Annotated in this window: 18 protein-coding genes; 11 read left to right on the forward strand and 7 right to left on the reverse strand. The window is 68.6% G+C overall.

What is annotated here, in order from left to right; all coding sequences use genetic code 11:
* Positions 1 to 119: 119 nt before the first annotated feature.
* The 3 genes from glnE to ABE85_RS25150 are packed head-to-tail and all read left to right on the forward strand — an operon-like array spanning position 120 to position 4,413.
* Positions 120 to 2,888: a bifunctional [glutamate--ammonia ligase]-adenylyl-L-tyrosine phosphorylase/[glutamate--ammonia-ligase] adenylyltransferase gene (gene glnE, locus ABE85_RS25140; protein ID WP_067281336.1), complete on the forward strand. Its 2,769-nt coding sequence runs from the start codon at positions 120 to 122 to the stop codon at positions 2,886 to 2,888.
* Positions 2,889 to 2,907: 19 nt separating this feature from the next.
* A complete protein-coding gene (locus ABE85_RS25145) occupies positions 2,908 to 3,519 on the forward strand; it encodes a rhomboid family intramembrane serine protease (protein ID WP_067281339.1) in 612 nt (203 codons plus the stop codon).
* Positions 3,520 to 3,528: 9 nt separating this feature from the next.
* Positions 3,529 to 4,413, forward strand: a complete 885-nt coding sequence (locus ABE85_RS25150) for a DMT family transporter (protein WP_067281342.1) — start codon at positions 3,529 to 3,531, stop codon at positions 4,411 to 4,413.
* 7 nt (positions 4,414 to 4,420) lie between these two features.
* Here ABE85_RS25150 and ABE85_RS25155 read toward each other — a convergent pair whose 3' ends face one another.
* The 3 genes from ABE85_RS25155 to ABE85_RS25165 form a co-directional block, all read right to left on the reverse strand.
* Positions 4,421 to 4,666: a hypothetical protein gene (locus tag ABE85_RS25155; protein ID WP_067281345.1), complete on the reverse strand. Its 246-nt coding sequence runs from the start codon at positions 4,664 to 4,666 to the stop codon at positions 4,421 to 4,423.
* A 12-nt stretch (positions 4,667 to 4,678) separates the two neighbouring features.
* Complete coding sequence (locus ABE85_RS25160) at positions 4,679 to 5,950, reverse strand: hypothetical protein (RefSeq protein ID WP_067281348.1); 1,272 nt, start codon at positions 5,948 to 5,950, stop codon at positions 4,679 to 4,681.
* Positions 5,951 to 6,061: 111 nt separating this feature from the next.
* Positions 6,062 to 7,231: a hypothetical protein gene (locus ABE85_RS25165; protein WP_157522910.1), complete on the reverse strand. Its 1,170-nt coding sequence runs from the start codon at positions 7,229 to 7,231 to the stop codon at positions 6,062 to 6,064.
* On the opposite strand from ABE85_RS25165, the gene ABE85_RS25170 reads away from it, so the two are divergent.
* A complete protein-coding gene (locus ABE85_RS25170) occupies positions 7,179 to 8,204 on the forward strand; it encodes a hypothetical protein (RefSeq protein ID WP_157522913.1) in 1,026 nt (341 codons plus the stop codon). The genes ABE85_RS25165 and ABE85_RS25170 overlap by 53 nt on opposite strands.
* 97 nt (positions 8,205 to 8,301) lie before the next feature.
* Here the strand turns inward: ABE85_RS25170 and ABE85_RS25175 are convergent, their stop codons facing one another.
* On the reverse strand, positions 8,302 to 8,904 hold the full coding sequence (locus ABE85_RS25175) for a response regulator transcription factor (protein ID WP_067281354.1): 603 nt from the start codon (positions 8,902 to 8,904) through the stop codon (positions 8,302 to 8,304).
* A gap of 255 nt (positions 8,905 to 9,159) precedes the next feature.
* On the opposite strand from ABE85_RS25175, the gene ABE85_RS25180 reads away from it, so the two are divergent.
* Positions 9,160 to 12,174: a sensor histidine kinase gene (locus tag ABE85_RS25180; RefSeq protein ID WP_157522916.1), complete on the forward strand. Its 3,015-nt coding sequence runs from the start codon at positions 9,160 to 9,162 to the stop codon at positions 12,172 to 12,174.
* A 92-nt stretch (positions 12,175 to 12,266) separates the two neighbouring features.
* Entirely contained in the window at positions 12,267 to 13,034 is a 768-nt protein-coding gene (locus ABE85_RS25185) for a class I SAM-dependent methyltransferase (protein ID WP_067281362.1), read from the forward strand.
* 28 nt (positions 13,035 to 13,062) lie between these two features.
* Here ABE85_RS25185 and ABE85_RS25190 read toward each other — a convergent pair whose 3' ends face one another.
* The gene (locus tag ABE85_RS25190) at positions 13,063 to 14,022 is read right to left on the reverse strand and encodes a quinone oxidoreductase (protein ID WP_067281365.1); all 960 of its coding nucleotides are present in this window, start codon (positions 14,020 to 14,022) and stop codon (positions 13,063 to 13,065) included.
* A gap of 10 nt (positions 14,023 to 14,032) precedes the next feature.
* On the reverse strand, positions 14,033 to 14,758 hold the full coding sequence (locus ABE85_RS25195; protein ID WP_067281368.1) for an SDR family oxidoreductase: 726 nt from the start codon (positions 14,756 to 14,758) through the stop codon (positions 14,033 to 14,035).
* 129 nt (positions 14,759 to 14,887) lie between these two features.
* Between ABE85_RS25195 and ABE85_RS25200 the strand changes: the two genes are divergently transcribed.
* The 3 genes from ABE85_RS25200 (at position 14,888) to ABE85_RS25210 (ending at position 16,497) form a co-directional block, all read left to right on the forward strand.
* Positions 14,888 to 15,805: a LysR substrate-binding domain-containing protein gene (locus ABE85_RS25200; RefSeq protein ID WP_067281370.1), complete on the forward strand. Its 918-nt coding sequence runs from the start codon at positions 14,888 to 14,890 to the stop codon at positions 15,803 to 15,805.
* Positions 15,802 to 16,212, forward strand: coding sequence for a hypothetical protein (locus ABE85_RS25205; protein ID WP_067281372.1), 411 nt, complete (start codon positions 15,802 to 15,804; stop codon positions 16,210 to 16,212). Before ABE85_RS25200 ends, ABE85_RS25205 begins: the two co-directional genes overlap by 4 nt.
* 66 nt (positions 16,213 to 16,278) lie before the next feature.
* Positions 16,279 to 16,497, forward strand: coding sequence for a hypothetical protein (locus ABE85_RS25210; protein ID WP_157522919.1), 219 nt, complete (start codon positions 16,279 to 16,281; stop codon positions 16,495 to 16,497).
* A gap of 107 nt (positions 16,498 to 16,604) precedes the next feature.
* On the opposite strand, the gene ABE85_RS25215 is transcribed toward ABE85_RS25210, so the two are convergent.
* Positions 16,605 to 17,798, reverse strand: a complete 1,194-nt coding sequence (locus tag ABE85_RS25215) for an elongation factor Tu (protein WP_231993180.1) — start codon at positions 17,796 to 17,798, stop codon at positions 16,605 to 16,607.
* 765 nt (positions 17,799 to 18,563) lie between these two features.
* Between ABE85_RS25215 and ABE85_RS25220 the strand changes: the two genes are divergently transcribed.
* Entirely contained in the window at positions 18,564 to 18,914 is a 351-nt protein-coding gene (locus ABE85_RS25220) for a GntR family transcriptional regulator (RefSeq protein WP_067281385.1), read from the forward strand.
* Positions 18,911 to 19,783: an ABC transporter ATP-binding protein gene (locus ABE85_RS25225; RefSeq protein ID WP_067281387.1), complete on the forward strand. Its 873-nt coding sequence runs from the start codon at positions 18,911 to 18,913 to the stop codon at positions 19,781 to 19,783. Before ABE85_RS25220 ends, ABE85_RS25225 begins: the two co-directional genes overlap by 4 nt.
* Positions 19,784 to 19,800: the final 17 nt, after the last annotated feature.

The following is a 19,800-nucleotide window of genomic DNA, read 5'->3' on the forward strand; positions in this document are numbered from 1 at the left end:
CGACCGCGGAACCGGAGTCAGAACTGGTGGCGGCGGACGAAGACATGTAAGGGTGGACGGCGGTCGCCGAATCTAGCACAGCCATTCCGGCCATGAGCCAGCGAGAGCATTCTTTACCGATGGATTCAGTTGCCTCGGCAACCTCCGACCCGACGAGCGTTCCGACGCCCGCCGCGTCCGCGGAGCACAGCCGTTTCGTTCAGCGCATCCGCCGCCGTTACGCGGCTGAATTGTCGTTGCTGCCGCCCGGGCTGCCGGACGACGTCACGATGCGTGCCGTCGTCGACCAGCTCCGGCAAGCGGGACGCCCGCTCCCCGCCGCGTTGCGCGTGATGCGCCAGCTGGTGATGGAACGGCTGGCCGTGCTCGACGTCGAGCAGGGCGCCCCGATGACCGCCGTGACGCAGGCGATGACGCACCTGGCGGAAGTGACGCTGGACATCGGCGTCGTGGCCTGCCGCGCCGAACTCGATGCGCAGTACGGCGCGCCGCGCGACGCCGTCGGCCAGGACATCGACTTCTGGGTCGTGGGCATGGGCAAGCTCGGCGGGCGGGAGCTCAACGTCTCCTCCGACATCGACCTGATCTATGTCTACGAGGAAGACGGCCAGACCGAAGGCAACGGCGCCGGCGGTCAGAAGATCTCCGCGCACGAATACTTCGCCCAGCTGTCGCGGCGCCTGTCGACGCTGATCGGCGACGTGACCGAGGACGGCCAGGTCTTCCGCGTCGATCTGGCGCTGCGGCCGAACGGCAACTCCGGTCCGCCCGCCGTCAGCATGGCGATGCTGGAGGAGTACTTCCTCGTCCAGGGCCGGGAGTGGGAACGCTTCGCGTGGCTGAAGAGCCGCATCGTCGCGCCCCGCGAGAGCGTCAGGAGCGGCCGCGCGATGCAGTTGCGCAGCCTGGTGACGCCTTTCGTCTACCGGCGTTATCTGGATTACGGCGTCTTCGAAGGCCTGCGGCAACTCCATCGCAAGATCCGCGACGAGGCCCAGCGCCGCGCCGCCGGCCGGCCGGAGCGGGCCAACGACGTCAAGCTGTCGCGCGGCGGCATCCGCGAGATCGAGTTCATCGTCCAGCTGCTGCAGGTGGTGCGCGGCGGGCAGTTCCCCGAGATCCGGACCCGCTCGACGCTGAAGGCGCTGACGCGCCTGGCCGCGCGCGGGCTGATGAAGCCCGAGACCGCCACGGCGCTGGCCCAGGGCTACGACTTCCTGCGTCGCGTCGAGCACCGCATCCAGTACCTGGACGACCAGCAGACCCACTGCCTGCCCGCGGCGGACGAGGACATCGGCTGGATCGCGCGCAGCCTGAACCTGACCTGCAACAGCCACGCCTGTCCGCTGCTGGACAAGCTGATGGAGGTGCGGGAGCTGGTGGCGACCGAGTTCGATGCGCTGCTGCACGACGGCGTCGCGCCGGGCGGCAAGGGCAATTGCAAGAACGGCATGTGCGGCGGCCCGCCGCTGCCGATCGACAGCGAGGAATTCCTCGACAAGCTGCCCGCCGAACTGGCGGGCAACGTGCGCCGCTGGGCGCAGCAGGCGCGGGTGCAGAACCTGCGCGAGGAATCGCGGCTGCGGCTGGCCAAGCTGGTCGGACGTGCGGCGATGGCGGTGCGCCAGGGCGAGTGCACGATGGACGCGGCCCAGCGTTTCGTCGACTGGATCGAGCCGCTGCTGCGCCGCGAGAGCTATCTGGCGCTGCTGGTCGAGCGGCCGGCGGTGCAAGGCCGGCTGCTGCGTCTGCTGGGACTGGCGCGGTGGCCGATGCGCTACCTGATGCAGCATCCCGGCGTGATCGATGAGCTGGCCGACGCGCGGCTGCTGCACGAGCGCTTCGACGGACCGGCCTTCATCCAGGACCTGCAGGCGCGTCACGACGCCTGGGCCGAACACGGCGAGGCGAGCGAGGACGCGCTGCTGGACAGCGTGCGCCGCGCGCATCACGCCGAGGTCTTCCGCACGCTGGTGCGGGACGTGGAGGGGCAGATCAGCGTCGAGCAGGTCGCCGACGAGCTGTCGCTCTTGGCCGATGCGACGCTGCAGTGCGTGCTCGCCTGGGCCTGGGACCGCCTCAAGCAGAAGCATCGTCCGATGCCGCGTCTGGCGGTGATCGCGTATGGCAAGTTGGGCGGCAAGGAACTGGGCTACGGCAGCGACCTGGACCTGGTCTTCCTCTTCGACGACGAGGACGAGAACGCCTCCGAGATCTATGGCGCCTTCATCCGCAAGCTGATCACCTGGCTGACGATCCGCACCGCGGCCGGCGAGCTCTTCGACATCGACACCGCGCTGCGGCCCAACGGCAACTCGGGGCTGCTGGTGACGTCGTTGTCGTCGTTCGAGAACTACCAGGGCGGTCGCGGCAGCAACACCGCGTGGACCTGGGAACATCAGGCGATCACGCGGGCGCGTTTCTGCGCGGGCGATGCGTCGCTGGCCGAGCGTTTCGAGGCCACGCGCCGTGCGGTGCTGACCGCGCCGCGCGATCCCGCGGCGCTGCGCGAGGAAGTCGTCGCGATGCGCGAGAAGCTGCGCGCCGCGCGGCCCGTGCGGGCCGGGTTCTTCGACATGAAGCACAGCCCGGGCGGCATGGTCGACGCCGAGTTCGCGCTGCAGTACCTGATCCTGGCGCATTCCGCGCAGCATCCGGAGCTGCTGGCCAACGCCGGCAACATCGCGCTGCTGCAGCGCGCCGAGGCTTTCGGACTGCTGCCCGCCGATGTGGGCCGCGGAGCCGCCGATGCGTACCGCGAGCTGCGCCGCGTGCAGCATCGGGCGCGTCTGAACGAGCAGTCGACCTCGCTCGACGGCGAGGCCGCCGAAGCGCTCGCGCCGCAGCGCGACGCGGTGCTGGCGCTCTGGCGCGCGGTCTTCGGCTGATCTCGCGGAGCGGGACCGGATGCCGGGACGCGTGTGGCTCCTCGTGGCGATGGCCCTGGCCATCGGTTCGATGGCCGCCTGGATCCAGGCGCCCCACGTGCAGGCCGCGATGGAATGGCGGCCGGAGCTCGCGGGGCGTGAGCCCTGGCGCGCCGTCAGCGCGGCGTGGTTGCACTGGAGTCCGCAGCACCTGATCGCGAACCTCGCGGGCTGCGCCGTGATCGGTCTGCTCGGCATCGCCGCGCGGCTGACCGTGCGTGACGCGGTGGCCTGGCTGCTGGCGTGGCCGCTGACTCAGTTCGGGTTGCTGGTCGAGCCGTCGCTTGAGCGTTTCGGCGGCGCCTCCGGCGTGCTGCATGCGGGTGTCGCGGTGGCGGCGATCGGCATGATGCGGATGCGGGCCTCGCACGGGCGGGAGCGCGTGATCGGACTGCTCATCGGCATCGGACTGATCGTGAAGGTCGCGGCGGAGCGTCCCTTGTCGCTGCCGGCCTTGCGGCACTGGGACGGCTGGAACATCGCGATCGCGCCGCTGGCGCATCTGACGGGGCTGATCGCCGGCGTGACCGCGGCCCTGCTGTGTGCGTTGGCCGCGCGGGCCTGGACGCGTCGCACGAACCGCCGGGCATGATCCGGCGCCATGGAACGCAAGCAGCATCTCGACAGCACGGCCGTGGTCATCCTCCTGGGATGCTGCGTGCTGTGGGGCCTGAACCAGGTTGCGGCCAAGGCGGCGCTCACGGAGATCGGCCCGCTGTGGCAGGCGGCCTTGCGCTCGGGCCTGGCCGGCGCGCTGGTGTGGGCCTTCGCCGCGGCGCGCGGCATCGCGCTGTTCCGGCGTGACGGCAGCCTGCCGGGCGGGCTGCTCGCGGGCCTGCTCTTCGCCGCCGAGTTCGCCTGCATCTTCGTCGGCCTGCAGTACACGACGGCGTCGCGGATGGTGGTCTTCCTCTACCTGTCGCCCTTCGTCGTCGCGCTGGGCATGCCCTTGATCTCGCCGGCGGAGCGGCTGACGAAGCGGCAGGCTGCGGGACTGCTGGTCGCCTTCGGCGCGGTGGCTTTCGCGTTCGGCGAGGGCCTGCAAGGGACGGGGCCGACGATGCAGTGGCTGGGCGATGCGCTGGGCGTGCTGGCCGCGCTGCTGTGGGGTGGCACGACGCTCGCGATCCGTGCGACGAAGCTGTCCTCCGCCAGCGTCGAGAAGACGCTGCTCTATCAACTGGCGGTCTCCGCATTCGCGCTCGCGGCGGGTGCGATGGTGACCGGGGAAGCGCTCCCGCTCGACTGGTCCTGGCGCCTGCTGGGACTGTTCGGTTTCCAGGCGGTGATCGTGTCGTTCGTGAGCTACCTGCTGTGGTTCTGGCTGATCCGCCACTACCCGGCGACCAAATTGTCCAGCTTCACGCTGAGCACGCCACTGTTCGGCCTGATCGCGGGCGCGCTGCTGCTCGGCGAGCCGATCACCCCGCGCCTGATGCTCGCCCTCGCGGGGCTGGCGGCGGGGATCGTGATGGTGAATCGCTGAGTCGCTATCAGGGCGAGTTGAGGAAGTCGAGCGCAGGATTGCGGGGGCGTTGCGGGGGATCCTCGTCAAAATTGCGTTTGACCCAACGGGCGATTGGAGAGTTCTCAGGCAGCGCATCCTGGCGACGCTGTTCCTTCATGAATTGCTGGAGCATCTCGCCGAGAGAGACTTCGGGCTCCGCATTCCGGCTCACCTGCTTGATGGGAATGCCGGGGGTAGCGTCAGCCGTCAACTGCCGTTCAGTCGCTTTCATGATGTATGGCCTTCAGGTCAATGAGTGATGGAGCCGTGCTGCATAGCGCATGTTCAGGTTGAGGTCGAAGAAGTGTTTTCGATGGATCCATACCAGACCTTCTTCTTTGGTAATGGCCGCCACGTCGATCGGACCTGAGACAGTTTCGGATGACGACGTCACACGTTCTTTCAAGGACTGATGCTGGAGAAGAGAGGCTGCCAAATGCGCCATCTCTTCGACACCCAGGCTTTGGAGGACTCCAAGCAGCGGAGACCGGTTGACCAGCCGGTTCAGCCGCTTCCATTCAGACATGAAGTCGTGCTGACAGCTGTCGGAAATCTCGTCGACGCACGTATGTGGGACCTCGATGCCGGCCGTTCGAAGTTTCTCGAAGACCTTCTCGAAAGCGACCCGGCTTTGCTCATCGACGATGTTCTCGAGGGAGCGATCGAAGCCGTCTGTGAAGGCATTGATCATCGAGCTGATGGCGAGCGGTTGAATCATGGCGCCGTCGTCGAGGGTCACTTCGTAAGAGGTCTTGAATTGATGGAACAACTCACTTCCGACATGTCCGAAGATCTCCAGTTGCGTATATGCCGGGAAGATCTGGTCATCGCCGTAGCCGGCCACGACAAATCCTGAGCAAGGCAGAAGCGCTTGAGGCGCTGCATATCGAAGGCGATGCGCCAACTCGGCGACATCCTCCACATCCATAGCCGACAAGGGCTCGAACCCCGCAAATTGATTCAGCACGCGCTGTGTCCAGGGCTGTAGATCGTCGAGCAACCGTTGCAACGAATCGGCCGAAAGTGGTGCGGACACGCCCTTCACGGCAAGACGTTCGCGAATGCGTTCCGCCTGCCTGTTCCAAGCGGTTCGGCGCTCGTCGAGCGGTAGACCGACGTCGAAGATGGAGAGATCACCGTTGCGTGCCAGGCGGGCAATCTCGTTGACTGCAGAGTCGAACTGTTCGGTTGTGCGTCGGTCCCTGAACGCTTCGGGAAAGAGTCGATCGTTGGCGGTCAGAAAGTCGATGAGCGCCGTCGCATAGTCGCTCGCTTGGCCGAACGTCGTCGACCCGAGGTGGGATCGAAACAGCTTGATCGCCAGTTCCCACGGCACACCGTCAAGGTTCGCCGACCCGTAGACGGCCGCAGCCATGGAGCCATGCTTGGTCAACTCGAAGATCTTGTTCGCCGACTTTGAGTATCGCGGGTGTTGGGCGCCGGACGAAGTGGTCACGGCACTGTCAGCGCCGATGACGATCGCCCGTTTGTTGAGAAGAAGTATTTCGCTGGTCATCCGATTTCCCGCTTCAGCAGAACTGAGGGTTCGAGCGCCATCTTTCTTGTGCGGAGGCGATCGAAGGAAGACTGAAATTGTTGGTGAGCGACGTCGTCGCTGGCAATTCGCTCATTTCGGTAGGACCGATGCAATGGCATGCAGTTGCTCCCTCCAAATGGGAGCGCATGAGCGCTTGATGTCACCCCTTTGACCCTCGAATGGGGGTAGCGCTCGCCGCTTCGCATCACCGGCCACCGATTCGCCTCCGGAAATGTCGGGAGGGGCTCGCAGTCCGACAGTGATCCCCTCGCTGCCGGATGAGGACGGGGCGCCCGCGTGGCGTCCGACGTGCCCTCGTGATGTCGCCGGCAGACCTCGTCTGCAAAGGAAGGCGACCATGTTGTCCAACGTCAATAACCGCGCCGTCCCGTCGCCGATCGATACGACGCCCAGCGCGCCGCCGAACACGCCGGTGTCGACGTCGACGGGCGGGCAGGGCGGTGGCGCAGCGACGCAGTTCCCCGGGCTGGCGGCGCGTCCGGCCGGCCCGTCGTCGCTCGGTGCCGGCGCTCCTCCGCGCCGGTCGAATTCCTTGCCGACATTGCCTTCGCAACAGGCCACGACGACGGCACTGTCGTCGGGCAATCCGGCGCCGACGCGCCCGGCGCTGAGGCTCGACACCAACATTCCGCCCGTGCAGCCGCAGACGGTCTCGCCGAGCCAGGTGCCATTGCCCGAGACGCCGGTGTCGCCCAGCAAGGTACCGTTGCCCCGGACCCCGGTCTCCCCTAGCAAGGTGGCATTGCCTGACTCACCGGTGTCCCCGAGCAAGGTGGCATTACCCGACAGCCCCGTGTCGCCAAGCAAGGTGCCCTTGCCAGAGACGCCGGTCTCGCCCAGCAAGGTGGCGCTCCCCGAGACCCCGGTGTCACCGAGCAAGGTGGCGCTTCCCGCGTCGGGTTCGACGTCACCGGCGAGCACGACCTCCTCGCCCCAGACGCCGCCGCAGGAAGGCAAGCTCCCGGCGAAGGAGGACTCCGTCGCGGCAGGCAAGCTGCCGCAGAAGACCTCGCTGGGCGGTCCCCTGCCGACCGCGCCCAAGCTGTCGTCCACGACGTCCGCCGTCGCGTCCTCGTCCACAGCGTCGTCGTCCTCCTCCTCCACGCCACAGCCGTTGCCGAAGCCGAGCGCGAACCTCAAGCCGAAGCCGACACTGACGCTCGACAACCGGCCGTCGACGTCGGGCGTGACGCCCTCGACCACCACGGCGGTCGCGAAGCCCGCGGTCACCACGGCCACGGTCGCGCCCACGACCTCCACCACCGTCGCGCCTACCACCTCCACCACGGTCGCACCCACGACCACCAATCCCACCACCACCACCACCACAGCGGTCGCCTCCGCCAACACGCCCCTGCCGCCCGCCAACGTCTCCGGCAAGGAGCTCACCGATGCCTTGCTCGCCACGCTCGGACAGCGCGCGACGACCTACGGCGGCGGCCACGCCATCGCGTGGGCGGTGCAGGCGATCACGCTGATGAGCGGCGGCGCCGCCGGCGCATCGAAGGCCGCGCTCGGCGTGTCGTCCAACGTGCTCGGTGGTCTTGCGGCCGCGCTCGGCAAGGAGTTCATCGGCGAGCACATGAAGACCAAGCCGTCGCTCGGCGCGACGATCAAGTTGCCGAGCAACACCACCTTGCAGACCGAAGGCCCGCGCGTGATGGCCGGCTTCAATGACATGTGGACGGCCATCGCCGGCGGCATGAGCGGCGTGGCCCTGGCCAACAAGCTGACGCCCGCGATGACGGAGGCCTTCAAGGGCAAGGGCATGTCGGAGCCCATGGCGCAGGCCACGGCGATGATGGTCACGGCCATTGCGCAGCGCGCCGTGAGCGCCGGTTTCGACACCGTGTCCGACCTGACCAGCACGGCCATGAAGAGCAAGCTGCCCGGCGCCACCGGCGGCACCGCCGTCAACGACAAGGTGGACTACGCGACCATGAAGGCCGGCATGGCCGCCCGGATGATGATCAACTGGGGCCTGACCTTGCCGGTGGGCATTCCCGTGGGCCTGGGGAAGGTGCTGGCGGACGGCAACGCGTATGCGAAGGCGGCGGCGTCCAGCGCGCCCGCCTGGGCCGGCCTCAACGTCTGGATCAACACCAAGATGAACCTGGCCGCGAAGCTCAAGAAGGACGAACCCGCGGCCACCACGCCGCAGCCGCCCATCGCGATGACGCCGATGCGCCCGGGGAACGACAACAACGTCTGAAGTCCCACCGGGGGCACGCGCACCCCGGCGGCGCTCAACGACTCACGCCGCCTCACGCACGGGTGAGGCGCGCCCCGCCGGTCCGGTCAGCGTCCGTTCAGAGCTCGATGATCCCGCGCTTCAGCGCGATCGTGACCGCGTGGGTGCGGTCCTTCGCGGACAGCTTGCCGAGGATGGTGCGCATGTGGACCTTCACCGTCTCCTCGGTCAGCGAGAGGTGCTCCGCCACCTCCTTGTTCGCGTGACCCAGCGCCACCAGGCGCAGCACCTGCGTCTCGCGCAGCGACAGCGCGCGGCTGCCGGCGTGCTGCGCGATGGCGGCCTCGATGGCCGGCGGCAGCATCATGCGGCCGGCATGCACGCCGCGGATGGTGTCCAGCAGTTCGGTGCGCATCAGCCCCTTGAGCAGATAGCCCACCGCGCCGGCCTTGATCGCGCGCGCCGCCTGGAAGTCGCCGGGGAAGGTCGTCAGGATCACGATGCGCGCGTGCGGGAACTCCCGGCGGATGGCGGTCATCGCCTCGATGCCGTCCATGTCCCGCATGCGCAGGTCCATCAGCGTCACGTCGGGCTGGTGCTGGCGGAAGCGCGACAGCGCCTCGAGGCCGGTGGTCGCCTCGGCCACCATGCGCATGTCGGGTTCGGCGTCGATGACCGTCGTGATGCCGCTGCGCATCAGCGCATGGTCGTCGACGGCCATCACGGTGATGGGGGAGGAGGTCGGGGCGGAGTCGTTCACGCGCGGTCAGCGGTCAGGTCGGGAGCGCCGGTTCTCAGGCGCAAGGGTCGAAGCGTAGCCGCAGCAGGCGGTCGGAACCACGCCCGGGGGCGATGTCCCTCCCTCGAAAGAGTTAGCCCGGGCCTGTCGCGTCCGCGCCTCGCCCCACCCCCGCGGCTCGCCCGATCCGCCCGCCGCTTCTGCTAGTGTTCCGGCCCGATGACGTCGACCCTCGCGATGCCCGTTCCTCCCCGCCGCGCGCCCCTGATCGGCGTGGCGATGGCGGTCGCCATGGCCGTGGTGATGTCGGTCCTGCTGCTCGGCGCCTCGCCGGCCCGGGCGCTGGACCGCACGCTCGCCTTGAACCAGTTCCATCACCGCGCCTGGACGGCCGCGGACGGCGTGCCGATGGAGACCTGGACCATGGCCCAGACGCCGGACGGCCTGCTCTGGATGGGCGGTCCGAACGGCTTGACGCGCTTCGACGGCGTGCGCTTCGAGCGCTTCCGTCCGACGCCGCCGCAGGAGTTCCCGTCCGGCACCGCGGCCAAGGTGCTGGCGACGTCCGGCGGCGATCTGTGGGCCGCGTTCTTCCCGCGCGGACTGGTGCGCATCCGTGGAGAGCAGGTCTGGCGCGTGCCGGCGTCGGAGGCGGTGGCGGCCGCCCGCATCCGCTACATCGCCGAGGATGCGGACGGTGCGATCTGGGCGGGCGGGGCCACGGAGCTCTTCCGCTTCCAGAACGAGCGCTGGGAGCGCATCGATGCCTCGTGGGGCGTGGAGGGGCGCGCCATCGACGGCGTGGTCGTCGACGGGCGCGGCACGGTCTGGCTCTGCGACAACGAGCGGCTGCTCGGACTGCCGCAGGGCGAGACGCGTTTCCGCGCCGTCGGCGACTGCAAGGAGGCGACCAGCCTGCAGGTGCTGCGCGGCGAGGCCTGGATGGTGTTCGCCAACGAGATGCGCAAGGCGCCGGCGCTGTCGCGGCTGGCCATTGCGCGGGATCCGCGGCTGTCGACGCGGCGCGGGTCGTCGACGGTGGTGGACCGCGACGGCAACCTGTGGACCGTGTTCTGCCCGGCGGGCCTGTGCCGCCGCCGGCTGCCCTGGCCGCTGGAGGGCGACCGCGTGCCGCTGACCGGCGAGTACGAACGCTTGGCCGCACCGGAGGGCCTGTCGGGCGACTTCGGGATGATGATCCTCGAGGATGCCGAAGGCAGCCTGTGGGTCGCGACCAAGACGGGGCTGGACCGCTTCCGCCGCGCCCCGCTCGTGCCCGCGCCGATGCCGCGCGCCACGAGCAACTTCGCGCTCGCGGCGGATCCGGGCGGCGGGGTGACGGTGGCGGCCTTCTCGCCGGTGGCGTCGACCGTGTGGCGTCTGTCGGGCAGCGCGAGCGAGGCCGAGAAGGTGCCGGCGCCGAGCGCCCAGATCACCGCCGCGGGCCGCGACCGCCAGGGGCGGCTCTGGCTGGTCGGGCCCGCGGGTCTCTGGCGACGCGAGGGCGCGCGGTGGGAGCAGATTCCCAGACCGCCGGGCGTGGGGGAACGCTGGATCAGCGGCATCGTTCCGTACGGCGACGGCTTGATGGTCGCGTTCCAGCGCGGCGGCGTGCAGACCTGGGAGGACGGCCGCTGGTCGCCGCTGGCGCTGCCCGGTCTGCCGTCGCCGCTGGAGGCCGCGGTGACGTGGGCCGGCGACGGCACCTACTGGTTCGGGCTCAAGGACAACCAGGTGCTGCGCTGGAACGACGGCAAGGTGCGGCGTTTCGGGCCGGCGCAGGGCGTGGACGTGGGCGACGTGCTGCTGGTCCATGCCGGCCGGTCGCGGCTGCTGATCGCGGGCGAACGCGGCGTGGCCATCCTGTGGGACAACCGCTTCGTCTCCTTGACGACCGAGGTGCCGGAGACGCTGGCTGGCGTGTCCGGCATCGCCGAGACCGCGGACGGCGACCTGTGGCTCAACGGGCGCAAGGGGGCGGTCCATGTCCGGCGCGACGACCTGCGCAGTTTCCTGAACGATCCCGCCCAACCGCTGAAGCTGGAGGTGCTGGACACGCTGGACGGCCACCCGGGCGGCGCCACGGCGTTCTGGCCGCAGCCGAGCGTCGTGGAGGCCGCCGACGGGCGGCTCTGGTTCGCGGGAACGACCGGCGTGGCGTGGCTCGATCCGCAGCGCCCGCGACGCAATGCGGTCGCGCCCGTGGTGCGCATCACCGGCCTGCGCGCCCATGGCGTCGAGTACGCCCCGGGCGCGACGGTGACGCTGCCCAAGCATGCCGAGATGATGGAGCTGCGCTTCTCCGCCGCGAGCCTCGCGGTGCCGGAGCGGGTGCGTTTCCGCTACCGGCTGGACGGCGTCGACACCCGCTGGCGCGACGCGGGAACGCGGCGGGACACGGTCTACAACAGCCTGGGCCCGGGCAGCTACCGCTTCCACGTGCTGGCCATCAACAGCGACGGCGTCACGGCGCCAGAGGAAGCGGTCCAGGACATCGTCATCCCGGCCGCCTGGTACCAGACGGCGGTGTTCCGCGTGCTGTGCGTGGCGGCGGTCCTCGCGCTGATCTGGGCCTTGCACCGGCTGCGACTGAGGCAGGCCGCCCGGCGGGCGCGCGAGAAGATGCGCACCCGCATGGCCGAGCGCGACCGCATCGCCCGCGAGCTGCACGACACGCTGCTGCAGGGCGTGCAGGGGCTGATCCTGCGTTTCGAGGCGCACTCGGCGCAATTGCCGGCGGCGCATCCGGTGCGCGCGGCGATCGACGCGGACCTGGTGATGGCCGACGGCGTGCTCGACGAGAGCCGCCGGCGCGTGATGGCGCTGCGCGGCGCCGCGCAGGTGGGCGCCAGCCTGCCGAGGGCGCTGGAGGACATCGCGTCGCAGCTGGCGCGGGACTACGACGGCGAGTTCCGGCTGGAGATCATCGGCCGCGAGCGGCCGCTGCGGCCTGAGGTTCGCGATGAGCTGCGCCTGATCTTCGGCGAGGCGCTGCTGAATGCCTTCCGGCATGCGCGGGCGAATCGCATCACGATGACCTGGCGCTTCGGGTGGTGGTGGATGCGCGTGGAGCTGCGCGACGACGGCGAAGGTATGCCGGCCGATCTGGCGGCGACCGGCAAGCAGGGACACATGGGACTCGCTTCAATGCGGGAACGGGCGCGTGCCGTGGGCGCGCGTTTGACGATCTCCAGCGCGCCAGGGCAGGGCACGAGCGTGACCTTGACGATGCGTGCTTCGCGCGCGAGCTGAACGTCCTCCGCCCCTTCCTGCCATGACTTGAAGACGCTACGCCGGATGAGCGCTACGCTCGTCCAGATCATCGACCTGCAGAAGGAGCCCCCATGAGTTCAAGACTGTTTGCCTTGGCGACCGCCGCCGCGCTGATGTCGTCGCTGGCCGTGGCGCAGACGCCGGCTGCCAATGCCGCCGTCGCTGCCGCGGTCGCGGATGCGACCCGACCCGCCAAGGACGTCCAGCAGGACGCCACGCGCCGGCCGGTGGACCTGGTCGAGTTCTCCAAGGTGAAGCCCGGCGACAAGGTCATCGACGCGGTGCCCGGTGGCGGGTACTGGACGCGGATCTTCTCGACGCTGGTGGGCCCCAAGGGCAAGGTCTACGCCTACGTGCCGGCCGAGTTCGCGGTCTTCAAGTCCAACCCGTCCGCCACCGCGCGGGCCATCACGTCGGAGCCCGGTCATGGCAATGTCGAGCAGACCTCGAGCCCGCTGGCCGAGCAGCCGCCGGCGGCCATCCACAACACGCTCGACGTCTTCTGGACCTTCGAGAACTATCACGACTTCCACGACAGCTTCATGAAGGGCGCCGACGTGAACGCCTACAACAAGGCGGTCTTCAGCCTGCTGAAGCCGGGCGGGTACTACATCGTGGCCGACCATTCCGCCGTGACGGGGTCAGGTCTGAAGAACACCGAGGACCTGCACCGCATCGACCGTGCGACGGTCAAGGCGGAAGTGGAGAAAGCCGGATTTGTGCTCGACGGGGAAACCGATGCGCTGGCCAATCCGGCCGATGACCGCACGCTCAAGGTGTTCGATCCGGCGATCCGCGGGAAGACCGATCGCTTCGTGCTGCGCTTCAGGAAGCCGTGACGAGAAGCTGTGACAGGAAGCCGTGCTCTCAGGGCAGCAGGACGATCTTGCCGATGGTCTGACGGCTCTCCAGGGCGCGGTGCGCCTGCGCGCCATCGCGCAATGCGAGCGTCTGCGAGAGACGCAGCGTCACGTCGCCTGATCGGATCCAGCTGAACAGTTCCGTTGCGCGAGTCCGGCGTTCTTCGGCGGTGGTCAACACGTTCCACAGATCACCGCCGACGAGCGTCAGCGAGCGATCCATGAGCAGCCGGGGATCCACCGGCGCCGGGTCGCCCGCGGCCATGCCGTAGAAAACGACGGTGCCGCCGGTGCGCGCGGCGCCCAGGCTCTCGCGCAGCGTGGAGCCGACCGAGTCGTACACGACGTCCGCGCCGCGTCCGTCGGTGAGCGACTTCACCGCCTGCGACCACCCTTCGGTCGGGATCACGACGTCGGCGCCGACCTCACGCACGGCTTGTCGCTTGGCGTCGGTCGAGGCGATGCCGATGACGCGTGCGCCCAGGTGCTTCAGGATCTGCACGAGCAGCAATCCCACGCCGCCCGCCGCCGCATGCACGACGGCCCAATCGCCGGGACGCACCGTATAGCTGTCGCGGCACAGGTACTGCGCCGTCAGGCCCTGCAGCAGGGAACCGGCGGCGGTCTCGAAAGACGTGTCGTCCGGCAATGGAATGAGGCGGCTCACGTCGACCGCGCAGAGCGCCGCGTTGGCGAACGGACTGTCGGCGAAACCGACGCGCTGGCCGGGCTGCAGACCGCTGCCCTCCGGCGCCGTGACAACCTCGCCCGCCCCTTCGTAGCCGAGGATCCACGGCGGCGAACCGGCCAGGTGATAGTTGCCCTTGCGGCGGTAGACGTCGGCGAAGTTGAGCCCGACGGCGCGCATGCGCACCAGTGCCTGGCCGGGGCCCGGGACGGGATCGGGCACCGCTTCGTAGCGGAGGACGTCGGCATCGCCGAATTGATGGAAGACCAGTGCCTGCATGCCGTTCCCCTCAGAGCGATCGCGTCAGGCCGCCGTCGACGCGCAGGTTCTGGCCCGTGATGTAGCCGGCTCCGTCAGAGGCCAGGAAGGCGATGGTCGCGGCGATCTCGTCGCTGCGTCCGTAGCGCTGCATCGGCACGCTGTCGCGGCGTTCGTCGGTCGCGGGGAGGCTGTCGATCCAGCCCGGGAGGACGTTGTTCATGCGGATGTTGTCCGCTGCGTAGGTGTCCGCGAAGATCTTCGTGAAGGCGGACAGGCCCGCCCGGAACACGCCCGAGGTCGGGAACTGGCCGGACGGCTCGACCGCCCAGGCCGTCGAGATGTTGATGATCGTGCCCGACTTCTGCTGCTGCATCGTCGGTACCACGGCCCGCGACGCGCGCACGACGTTGAGCAGGTAGGTGTCCATGCCCCGGTGCCAGTCGTCGTCGGAGAGTTCGAGCAGAGGGCCGCGGGGCCCATGCCCCGCGCTGTTGACCAGCACGTCGATGCGACCCCAGCGTGCCAGCACCTGATCGACGAGACGCTTCAGATCCGACTCGGACTGGTTGGATCCGGTGACCCCGATGCCGCCCAGTTCGTGCCCGAGCGCTTCGCCCTTGCCCGACGAGGAGAGCACGGCGACCCGGAAACCGTCCTGCGCGAGACGCCGCGCCGCCGCGGCACCCATGCCGCTGCCTCCCGCAGTGATGAGGGCGACCTTTTCTACTGTCTCAACTGCCGTACGGATTGTCATGGCGCGCTTCCTGTGTCGTGCCGCTGCCGGATGGCGACGGCTCACGTGTTCCGATACGCTATCAGCGCCGTGTCGATCCGGCGAGCCCGCGCAGCTACATCCATCCAGTAGAAAAGCTACAGTCCAACCATGAATACGCCACTGGCGGGGCTCCCGTCGCTGAAGGCGCTCCGGATCTTCGAGGTCGTGGCGCGGCACCTGAACTTCCGGCTCGCGGCCGAGGAACTCGACGTGACGCAAGGCGCCGTGGCGCAGCAGATCCGCGCGCTCGAAGCCGACCTGGGCATCAAGCTCTTCGAGCGGCATCCGCGCGGTCTGGCACCGACCGGGGCTGGCGCCGCCTACGCGCGCCGTGTCCGACTTGCCCTGGAAGAGATCGCCGACGCCACGCGCCTGCTGCGCCCCGGCGACCGGCACGTCACGATCAGCGTGGCGCCGACGATCGCCACCAAGTGGCTGCTGCCGCGATTGCCGCGCTTCACGGCGCGCCATCCCGACATCGACCTGCGCGTCCTGGCGACGGAACGCGTGTCCAGCTTCCACGGGGAAGGCGTCGACCTGTCGATCCGATGTGGGCGTCCGCCGTTCGGCCCGGGTGTCGAGGCGCGACTGCTGCTCGAAAACAGGCTGATCGCGGTGGGGAGTCCGTCGCTGCTCGCCGGCGCGGCGGCGATGACACCGAAGCGGCTGGCGAGCTGCCCGCTGATCCACGACGGGCACGACGCCTGGCCCGCGTTTCTCGCGCAGGCGGGCGTGGCGTCTTCGTCATCGAAGGGCACCCGGTTCAACCAGACGGGCCTGGCGATCGACGCGGCGATCGCGGGGCAAGGCCTGGCCCTCACCGGCCGGTTCTTCATCGAGTCCGATCTTGCCGCCGGACGCCTGGTGCAGGTGATGCCGCAAGTGCTGTCGCTGGGCCTCGACTACTACCTCGTGTCGCCGAAGCATGCGCGCGGGGATGTACCGTTGGGAGATGTCGCCGCGTGGCTGCTCGAAGAGGCTGCGGGTGAGGGCGGCAGCGGATCGACGAGCGCTCAGAAAACATGATCGGCAAACTGCGAGGACCGATGAAATCGATGCCCGGACGCAGCCTCTGGCCGCTCCTGGTCATGGCCTTGGCTGTTGCATTCGTTGTGGCACGCGGCGCCGGCGCTGAAGAGCGCCTGGTGCCCGAAAACTGGAAGCTGGATTACCGCCAACAATCGATCGGCGCCATCGTTGATGAACTTGGCGCCCCGCAGGATGTTGCGACGGCCAAGCAGTTCCTGAATTGGGTGGAGCCGACGCCGACTGGCGTGCGTCTGCTGAAGGTGCTTTACCCAGACAAATGCGAGGCGGGCGAGAAGCCATCGTCTGTGCTGTTCATCGTTCTTCGCGGCGAGGAGAAGAAGCAGGTGCACTCGAAGGTCCTGTTCGACGCCAAGCCCGGCGCCAGTCCGCGGAGCGCCCCATGAACGCCGTCGACGGCAGAACGTCTGGAGGCTGCAACCATGACACGTAGGCGAAAGCTCCTGTGGTCAGTGCTTCTCATTGCTCAGGCGCTGTTGATCGGATATCTCGGTCGCGGCGTGCTCGATTGGGTTCTGGCGGCACATCCCGAGTGGGGCGAGCGGGGCGACCAGATCGGGCAGGCCTTGATCGGGCTGTTCATCGCCGCTGTTGCCGTGGTGCCGTACATGAAGCTCCACGGTCTGATCGGTCGGAATCGCGACTCGGAAAAGGGTAGCGACGAGGCGTGATGCGTGGCTGGCTGTGGCGGCCCAGGTCGGCACCGCGTCATCTCCGGCAGAAAAAAGGCCCCTGCTGCCTGACAAGCAGGTAACAGGGGCCGGGAAGGCTCAGCCTTTCAGCCGAGCACTTCAGTCACGATGCCGGCGCCGACGGTCTTGCCGCCTTCGCGCATCGCAAAGCGCATGCCGTTCTCGATCGCCACGGGCTTGTTCAGCGCGAAGCTGATCAGCGCCTGCGCGCCGGGCTCGACGACGCCGGTATCGGTGTCGACGCTGATGACGCCGGTCACATCGGTCGGGCCGAAGAAGAACTGCGGCTGGTAACCCGAGCCGAACGAGGTGTGGCGACCGCCTTCGTCCTTGCTGAGCACGAAGATCCGGGCGCGCCCCGTGCGGTAGGGCTTCAGCGCACCGGGCTTCACCACGACCTGACCGCGCACGACGTCGTCGCGCTTGACGCCGCGCAGCAGCAGGCCCACGTTCATGCCGGCACGACCTTCGGCCACGTCCTTGTGGAAGGACTGCACGCCGGTGACAACGACAGGGTCGTCGCCGGACGAACTGAGGCCGACGATCTCCAGGGAGTCACCGACGCGGATCACGCCGCGCTCGACACGGCCGCTGATCACGGTGCCGCGACCCGCGATGGTGTGCACCGCCTCGACGGGCATCATGAACGGGCTGGCGTAGTCGCGCACCGGGTCAGGGATGCGCGAGTCCAGTGCGTTCACCAGCTCGACGATGCATTGCACGGCCGGGTCGTCCAGCTCACCGCGCTCAGCCGCAGCCAGCGCCTTCATCGCGCTGCCGAAAACGAAGGCGGGCTCCGTGTAGCCATGCGTGGCCAGCAGCGCACCGATCTCCATTTCGATCAGCTCCGCGATGTCGGCGCGATCGCTCTCGGGCACCAGGTCCATCTTGTTCACGAACACCACCATGTGGGCCACATTCACCTGGCGAGCCAGCAGCACGTGCTCAATGGTCTGCCGGGCGGCGCCTTCGGTGCCGTCCACCAGCAGGATGGCGCCATCCATCTGCGAGGCGCCGGTGATCATGTTCTTGATGTAGTCGGCGTGGCCCGGGCAGTCGATGTGGGCGTAGTGGCGCTGGTCGGTCTCGTACTCGACGTGCGAGGTGTTGATCGTGATGCCGCGCTCGCGCTCTTCCTTGGCGTTGTCGATCTGCCCATAGGACAGCGCGCGACCGCCGAAACGTGCGGCCTGCACGGAGGTGAGGGCGGCCGTCAGCGTCGTCTTGCCGTGATCGACGTGACCGATCGTGCCGACGTTGACGTGGACCTTGGTGGTCATGATGTTTCTCCAATTCATTGATGAGTGAAAAGCCGGTTCGGGCCACTGGCCAGGTGGACCTCTCGGCGGGGTTGTCGGCGCGCGCGCCAGACCTGGGTGCCCGCGTGCGCGGACGAAAACAGAAAAGCCTGCGGGGTGTGGGCCACCCGGCAGGCTTTTTCATTTCGCCTGAAGGATGGACCTCCAGGCACACGCAGGCCCGGAGGGGTCTACACGGACCACTCCACGGAGGGGACGCACAGCACGGCGCTGCTTGCAGCGCGTGCGGCGAAGAATGAGGACGGATCTCGATCGGGGCTCATGGGCCGGGTCTCCAACGGAGGACGGAAAAAACAAAACCCGGTGGCTTGCGGCCTACCGGGTTTCGTTGAACTCAGGAGGCCGAGCCTCCGGATGGAATGGCTCTAGGGAAGCAGTGCTGCGTCATACGCCGCGCGCAGCGAGACCGCCGCGGATGTGCGGGTCTTGGCGGCGGCTTGCGCGGTTTGAGAGGTCTTGAACTGCTGCATAGGACCATCAGGCTAACACCGTGATAGGCGGCAAGCAACGGACGCGTTGCGCGCGCGCCGCAGCCGGCATGGCGCGCGCCGTGCTCCAGGCGGCCCCGCGAAGCTGACGAACGCGCGGCGAGAAACGACAGCAACAGCAGCTCCTCCGCTTCATCCCCCCTTTTCTGCAGTCTGTCGCCCCCCGCTGGGTCAGCGTGGGGTCGCTTGCTATGGTGTGCTACATCAGCAACACACCGGCGCTTCTGCGCCCCGCGTCATGCACAGCTGGAACGATCAAGCGCCGATCTATCAGCAGCTCGCCGACCGACTGGCGTCGCAGCTGCTCGACGGCGATCCGCCGGAGGGCGAAGCGCTGCCCTCCGTGCGCACGCTGGCTAGCCAGTACCTCATCAACCCGCTGACCGTCAGCCGCGCGCTGCAGGCCCTCGTCGACGAGGGGCTCGTCGAGAGCCGCCGCGGCGTGGGCATGTACGTCCGCGACGGCGCCCGCATCCGCCTGCTGCACACCGAGCGGGAGCAGTTCCTCCAGGAGGAATGGCCCCGGTTGCGGGAGAAACTTCGCCGCCTGGGCCTCCGGCCCCAGGACCTGAATTGGGAGGACGCATGAAGACGCTCATCGAGGCCAGCCACCTGAGCCTGAACTACGGCCGCAAGGCCGCCCTGCAGGACCTGACCTTCACCATCCCCGCCGGCCGCGTCGTCGGTCTGCTCGGCCACAACGGCGCGGGCAAGACCACGCTGATGAAGACGCTCGTCGGACTCAAGCGCGCCGAAGGCGAGCTCCGCGTGCTCGGACTCGATCCGCATGCGGACCGCGCCCAGCTCCTGACCTCGCTCTGCTACATCCCCGACGTCGCCGTGCTGCCGCGCTGGGCCAAGGTCTCCGAGCTGATCCGCCTCATGGCCGGCCTGCAGCCCGCGTTCTCCGCCGACCGCGCCCGGCAACTGCTCAAGCGGACCTCGGTCACCGAGAACGACAAGGTCAAGCACCTCTCCAAGGGCATGGTCACGCAGCTGCACCTCGCGCTGATCGCGGCCATCGACGCGAAGCTGATGATCCTCGACGAGCCGACGCTCGGCCTGGACGTGATGTCGCGCAAGAGCTTCTACGAGATGCTCATCGACGAGTGGTGCGACGGCGAGCGCTCGGTGCTCATCTCCACCCACCAGGTCGAGGAGGTCGAGACCCTGCTGTCCGACGTGCTGATGCTCGACGAGGGCAAGCTGGTGCTGAACATCTCGCTGGCGGAGATGGACGAGCGCTTCGTCGCGCTGTCGCATGACCCAGACGCCGCCGAGCTGGTCGCCGCCAACCACCCGCTGCTGCGCTACCGCGTGCAGGGCCGCCCCGCCGCGCTCTTCGACGGCGTGCCGCCCGATGCCATCGCGCATCTGGGCCAGCGCGTGCGCCCCAGCCTCGTCGACCTCTTCATGGCGCTGACCCGCAAGCCCGAGCGCCAGGCCACCGAAGCCTGATAGCCCCTCTTCCAAGG

Source organism: Mitsuaria sp. 7 (genome assembly GCF_001653795.1).
Taxonomy (GTDB): Bacteria; Pseudomonadota; Gammaproteobacteria; order Burkholderiales; family Burkholderiaceae_C; genus Roseateles.

What these genes read in the sequence shown, in the direction of transcription:
- ABE85_RS25200 (WP_067281370.1), top strand. Translation starts at nt 14,888, where the DNA reads ATGAATACGCCACTGGCGGGGCTCCCGTCGCTGAAGGCGCTCCGGATC.
- ABE85_RS25175 (WP_067281354.1), bottom strand. Translation starts at nt 8,904, where the DNA reads ATGGCCGTCGACGACCATGCGCTGATGCGCAGCGGCATCACGACGGTC.
- ABE85_RS25155 (WP_067281345.1), bottom strand. Translation starts at nt 4,666, where the DNA reads ATGAAAGCGACTGAACGGCAGTTGACGGCTGACGCTACCCCCGGCATT.
- glnE (WP_067281336.1), top strand. Translation starts at nt 120, where the DNA reads ATGGATTCAGTTGCCTCGGCAACCTCCGACCCGACGAGCGTTCCGACG.
- ABE85_RS25160 (WP_067281348.1), bottom strand. Translation starts at nt 5,950, where the DNA reads ATGACCAGCGAAATACTTCTTCTCAACAAACGGGCGATCGTCATCGGC.
- ABE85_RS25215 (WP_231993180.1), bottom strand. Translation starts at nt 17,798, where the DNA reads ATGACCACCAAGGTCCACGTCAACGTCGGCACGATCGGTCACGTCGAT.
- ABE85_RS25150 (WP_067281342.1), top strand. Translation starts at nt 3,529, where the DNA reads ATGGAACGCAAGCAGCATCTCGACAGCACGGCCGTGGTCATCCTCCTG.
- ABE85_RS25180 (WP_157522916.1), top strand. Translation starts at nt 9,160, where the DNA reads ATGCCCGTTCCTCCCCGCCGCGCGCCCCTGATCGGCGTGGCGATGGCG.
- ABE85_RS25220 (WP_067281385.1), top strand. Translation starts at nt 18,564, where the DNA reads ATGCACAGCTGGAACGATCAAGCGCCGATCTATCAGCAGCTCGCCGAC.
- ABE85_RS25225 (WP_067281387.1), top strand. Translation starts at nt 18,911, where the DNA reads ATGAAGACGCTCATCGAGGCCAGCCACCTGAGCCTGAACTACGGCCGC.
- ABE85_RS25195 (WP_067281368.1), bottom strand. Translation starts at nt 14,758, where the DNA reads ATGACAATCCGTACGGCAGTTGAGACAGTAGAAAAGGTCGCCCTCATC.
- ABE85_RS25145 (WP_067281339.1), top strand. Translation starts at nt 2,908, where the DNA reads ATGCCGGGACGCGTGTGGCTCCTCGTGGCGATGGCCCTGGCCATCGGT.
- ABE85_RS25205 (WP_067281372.1), top strand. Translation starts at nt 15,802, where the DNA reads ATGATCGGCAAACTGCGAGGACCGATGAAATCGATGCCCGGACGCAGC.
- ABE85_RS25190 (WP_067281365.1), bottom strand. Translation starts at nt 14,022, where the DNA reads ATGCAGGCACTGGTCTTCCATCAATTCGGCGATGCCGACGTCCTCCGC.
- ABE85_RS25185 (WP_067281362.1), top strand. Translation starts at nt 12,267, where the DNA reads ATGAGTTCAAGACTGTTTGCCTTGGCGACCGCCGCCGCGCTGATGTCG.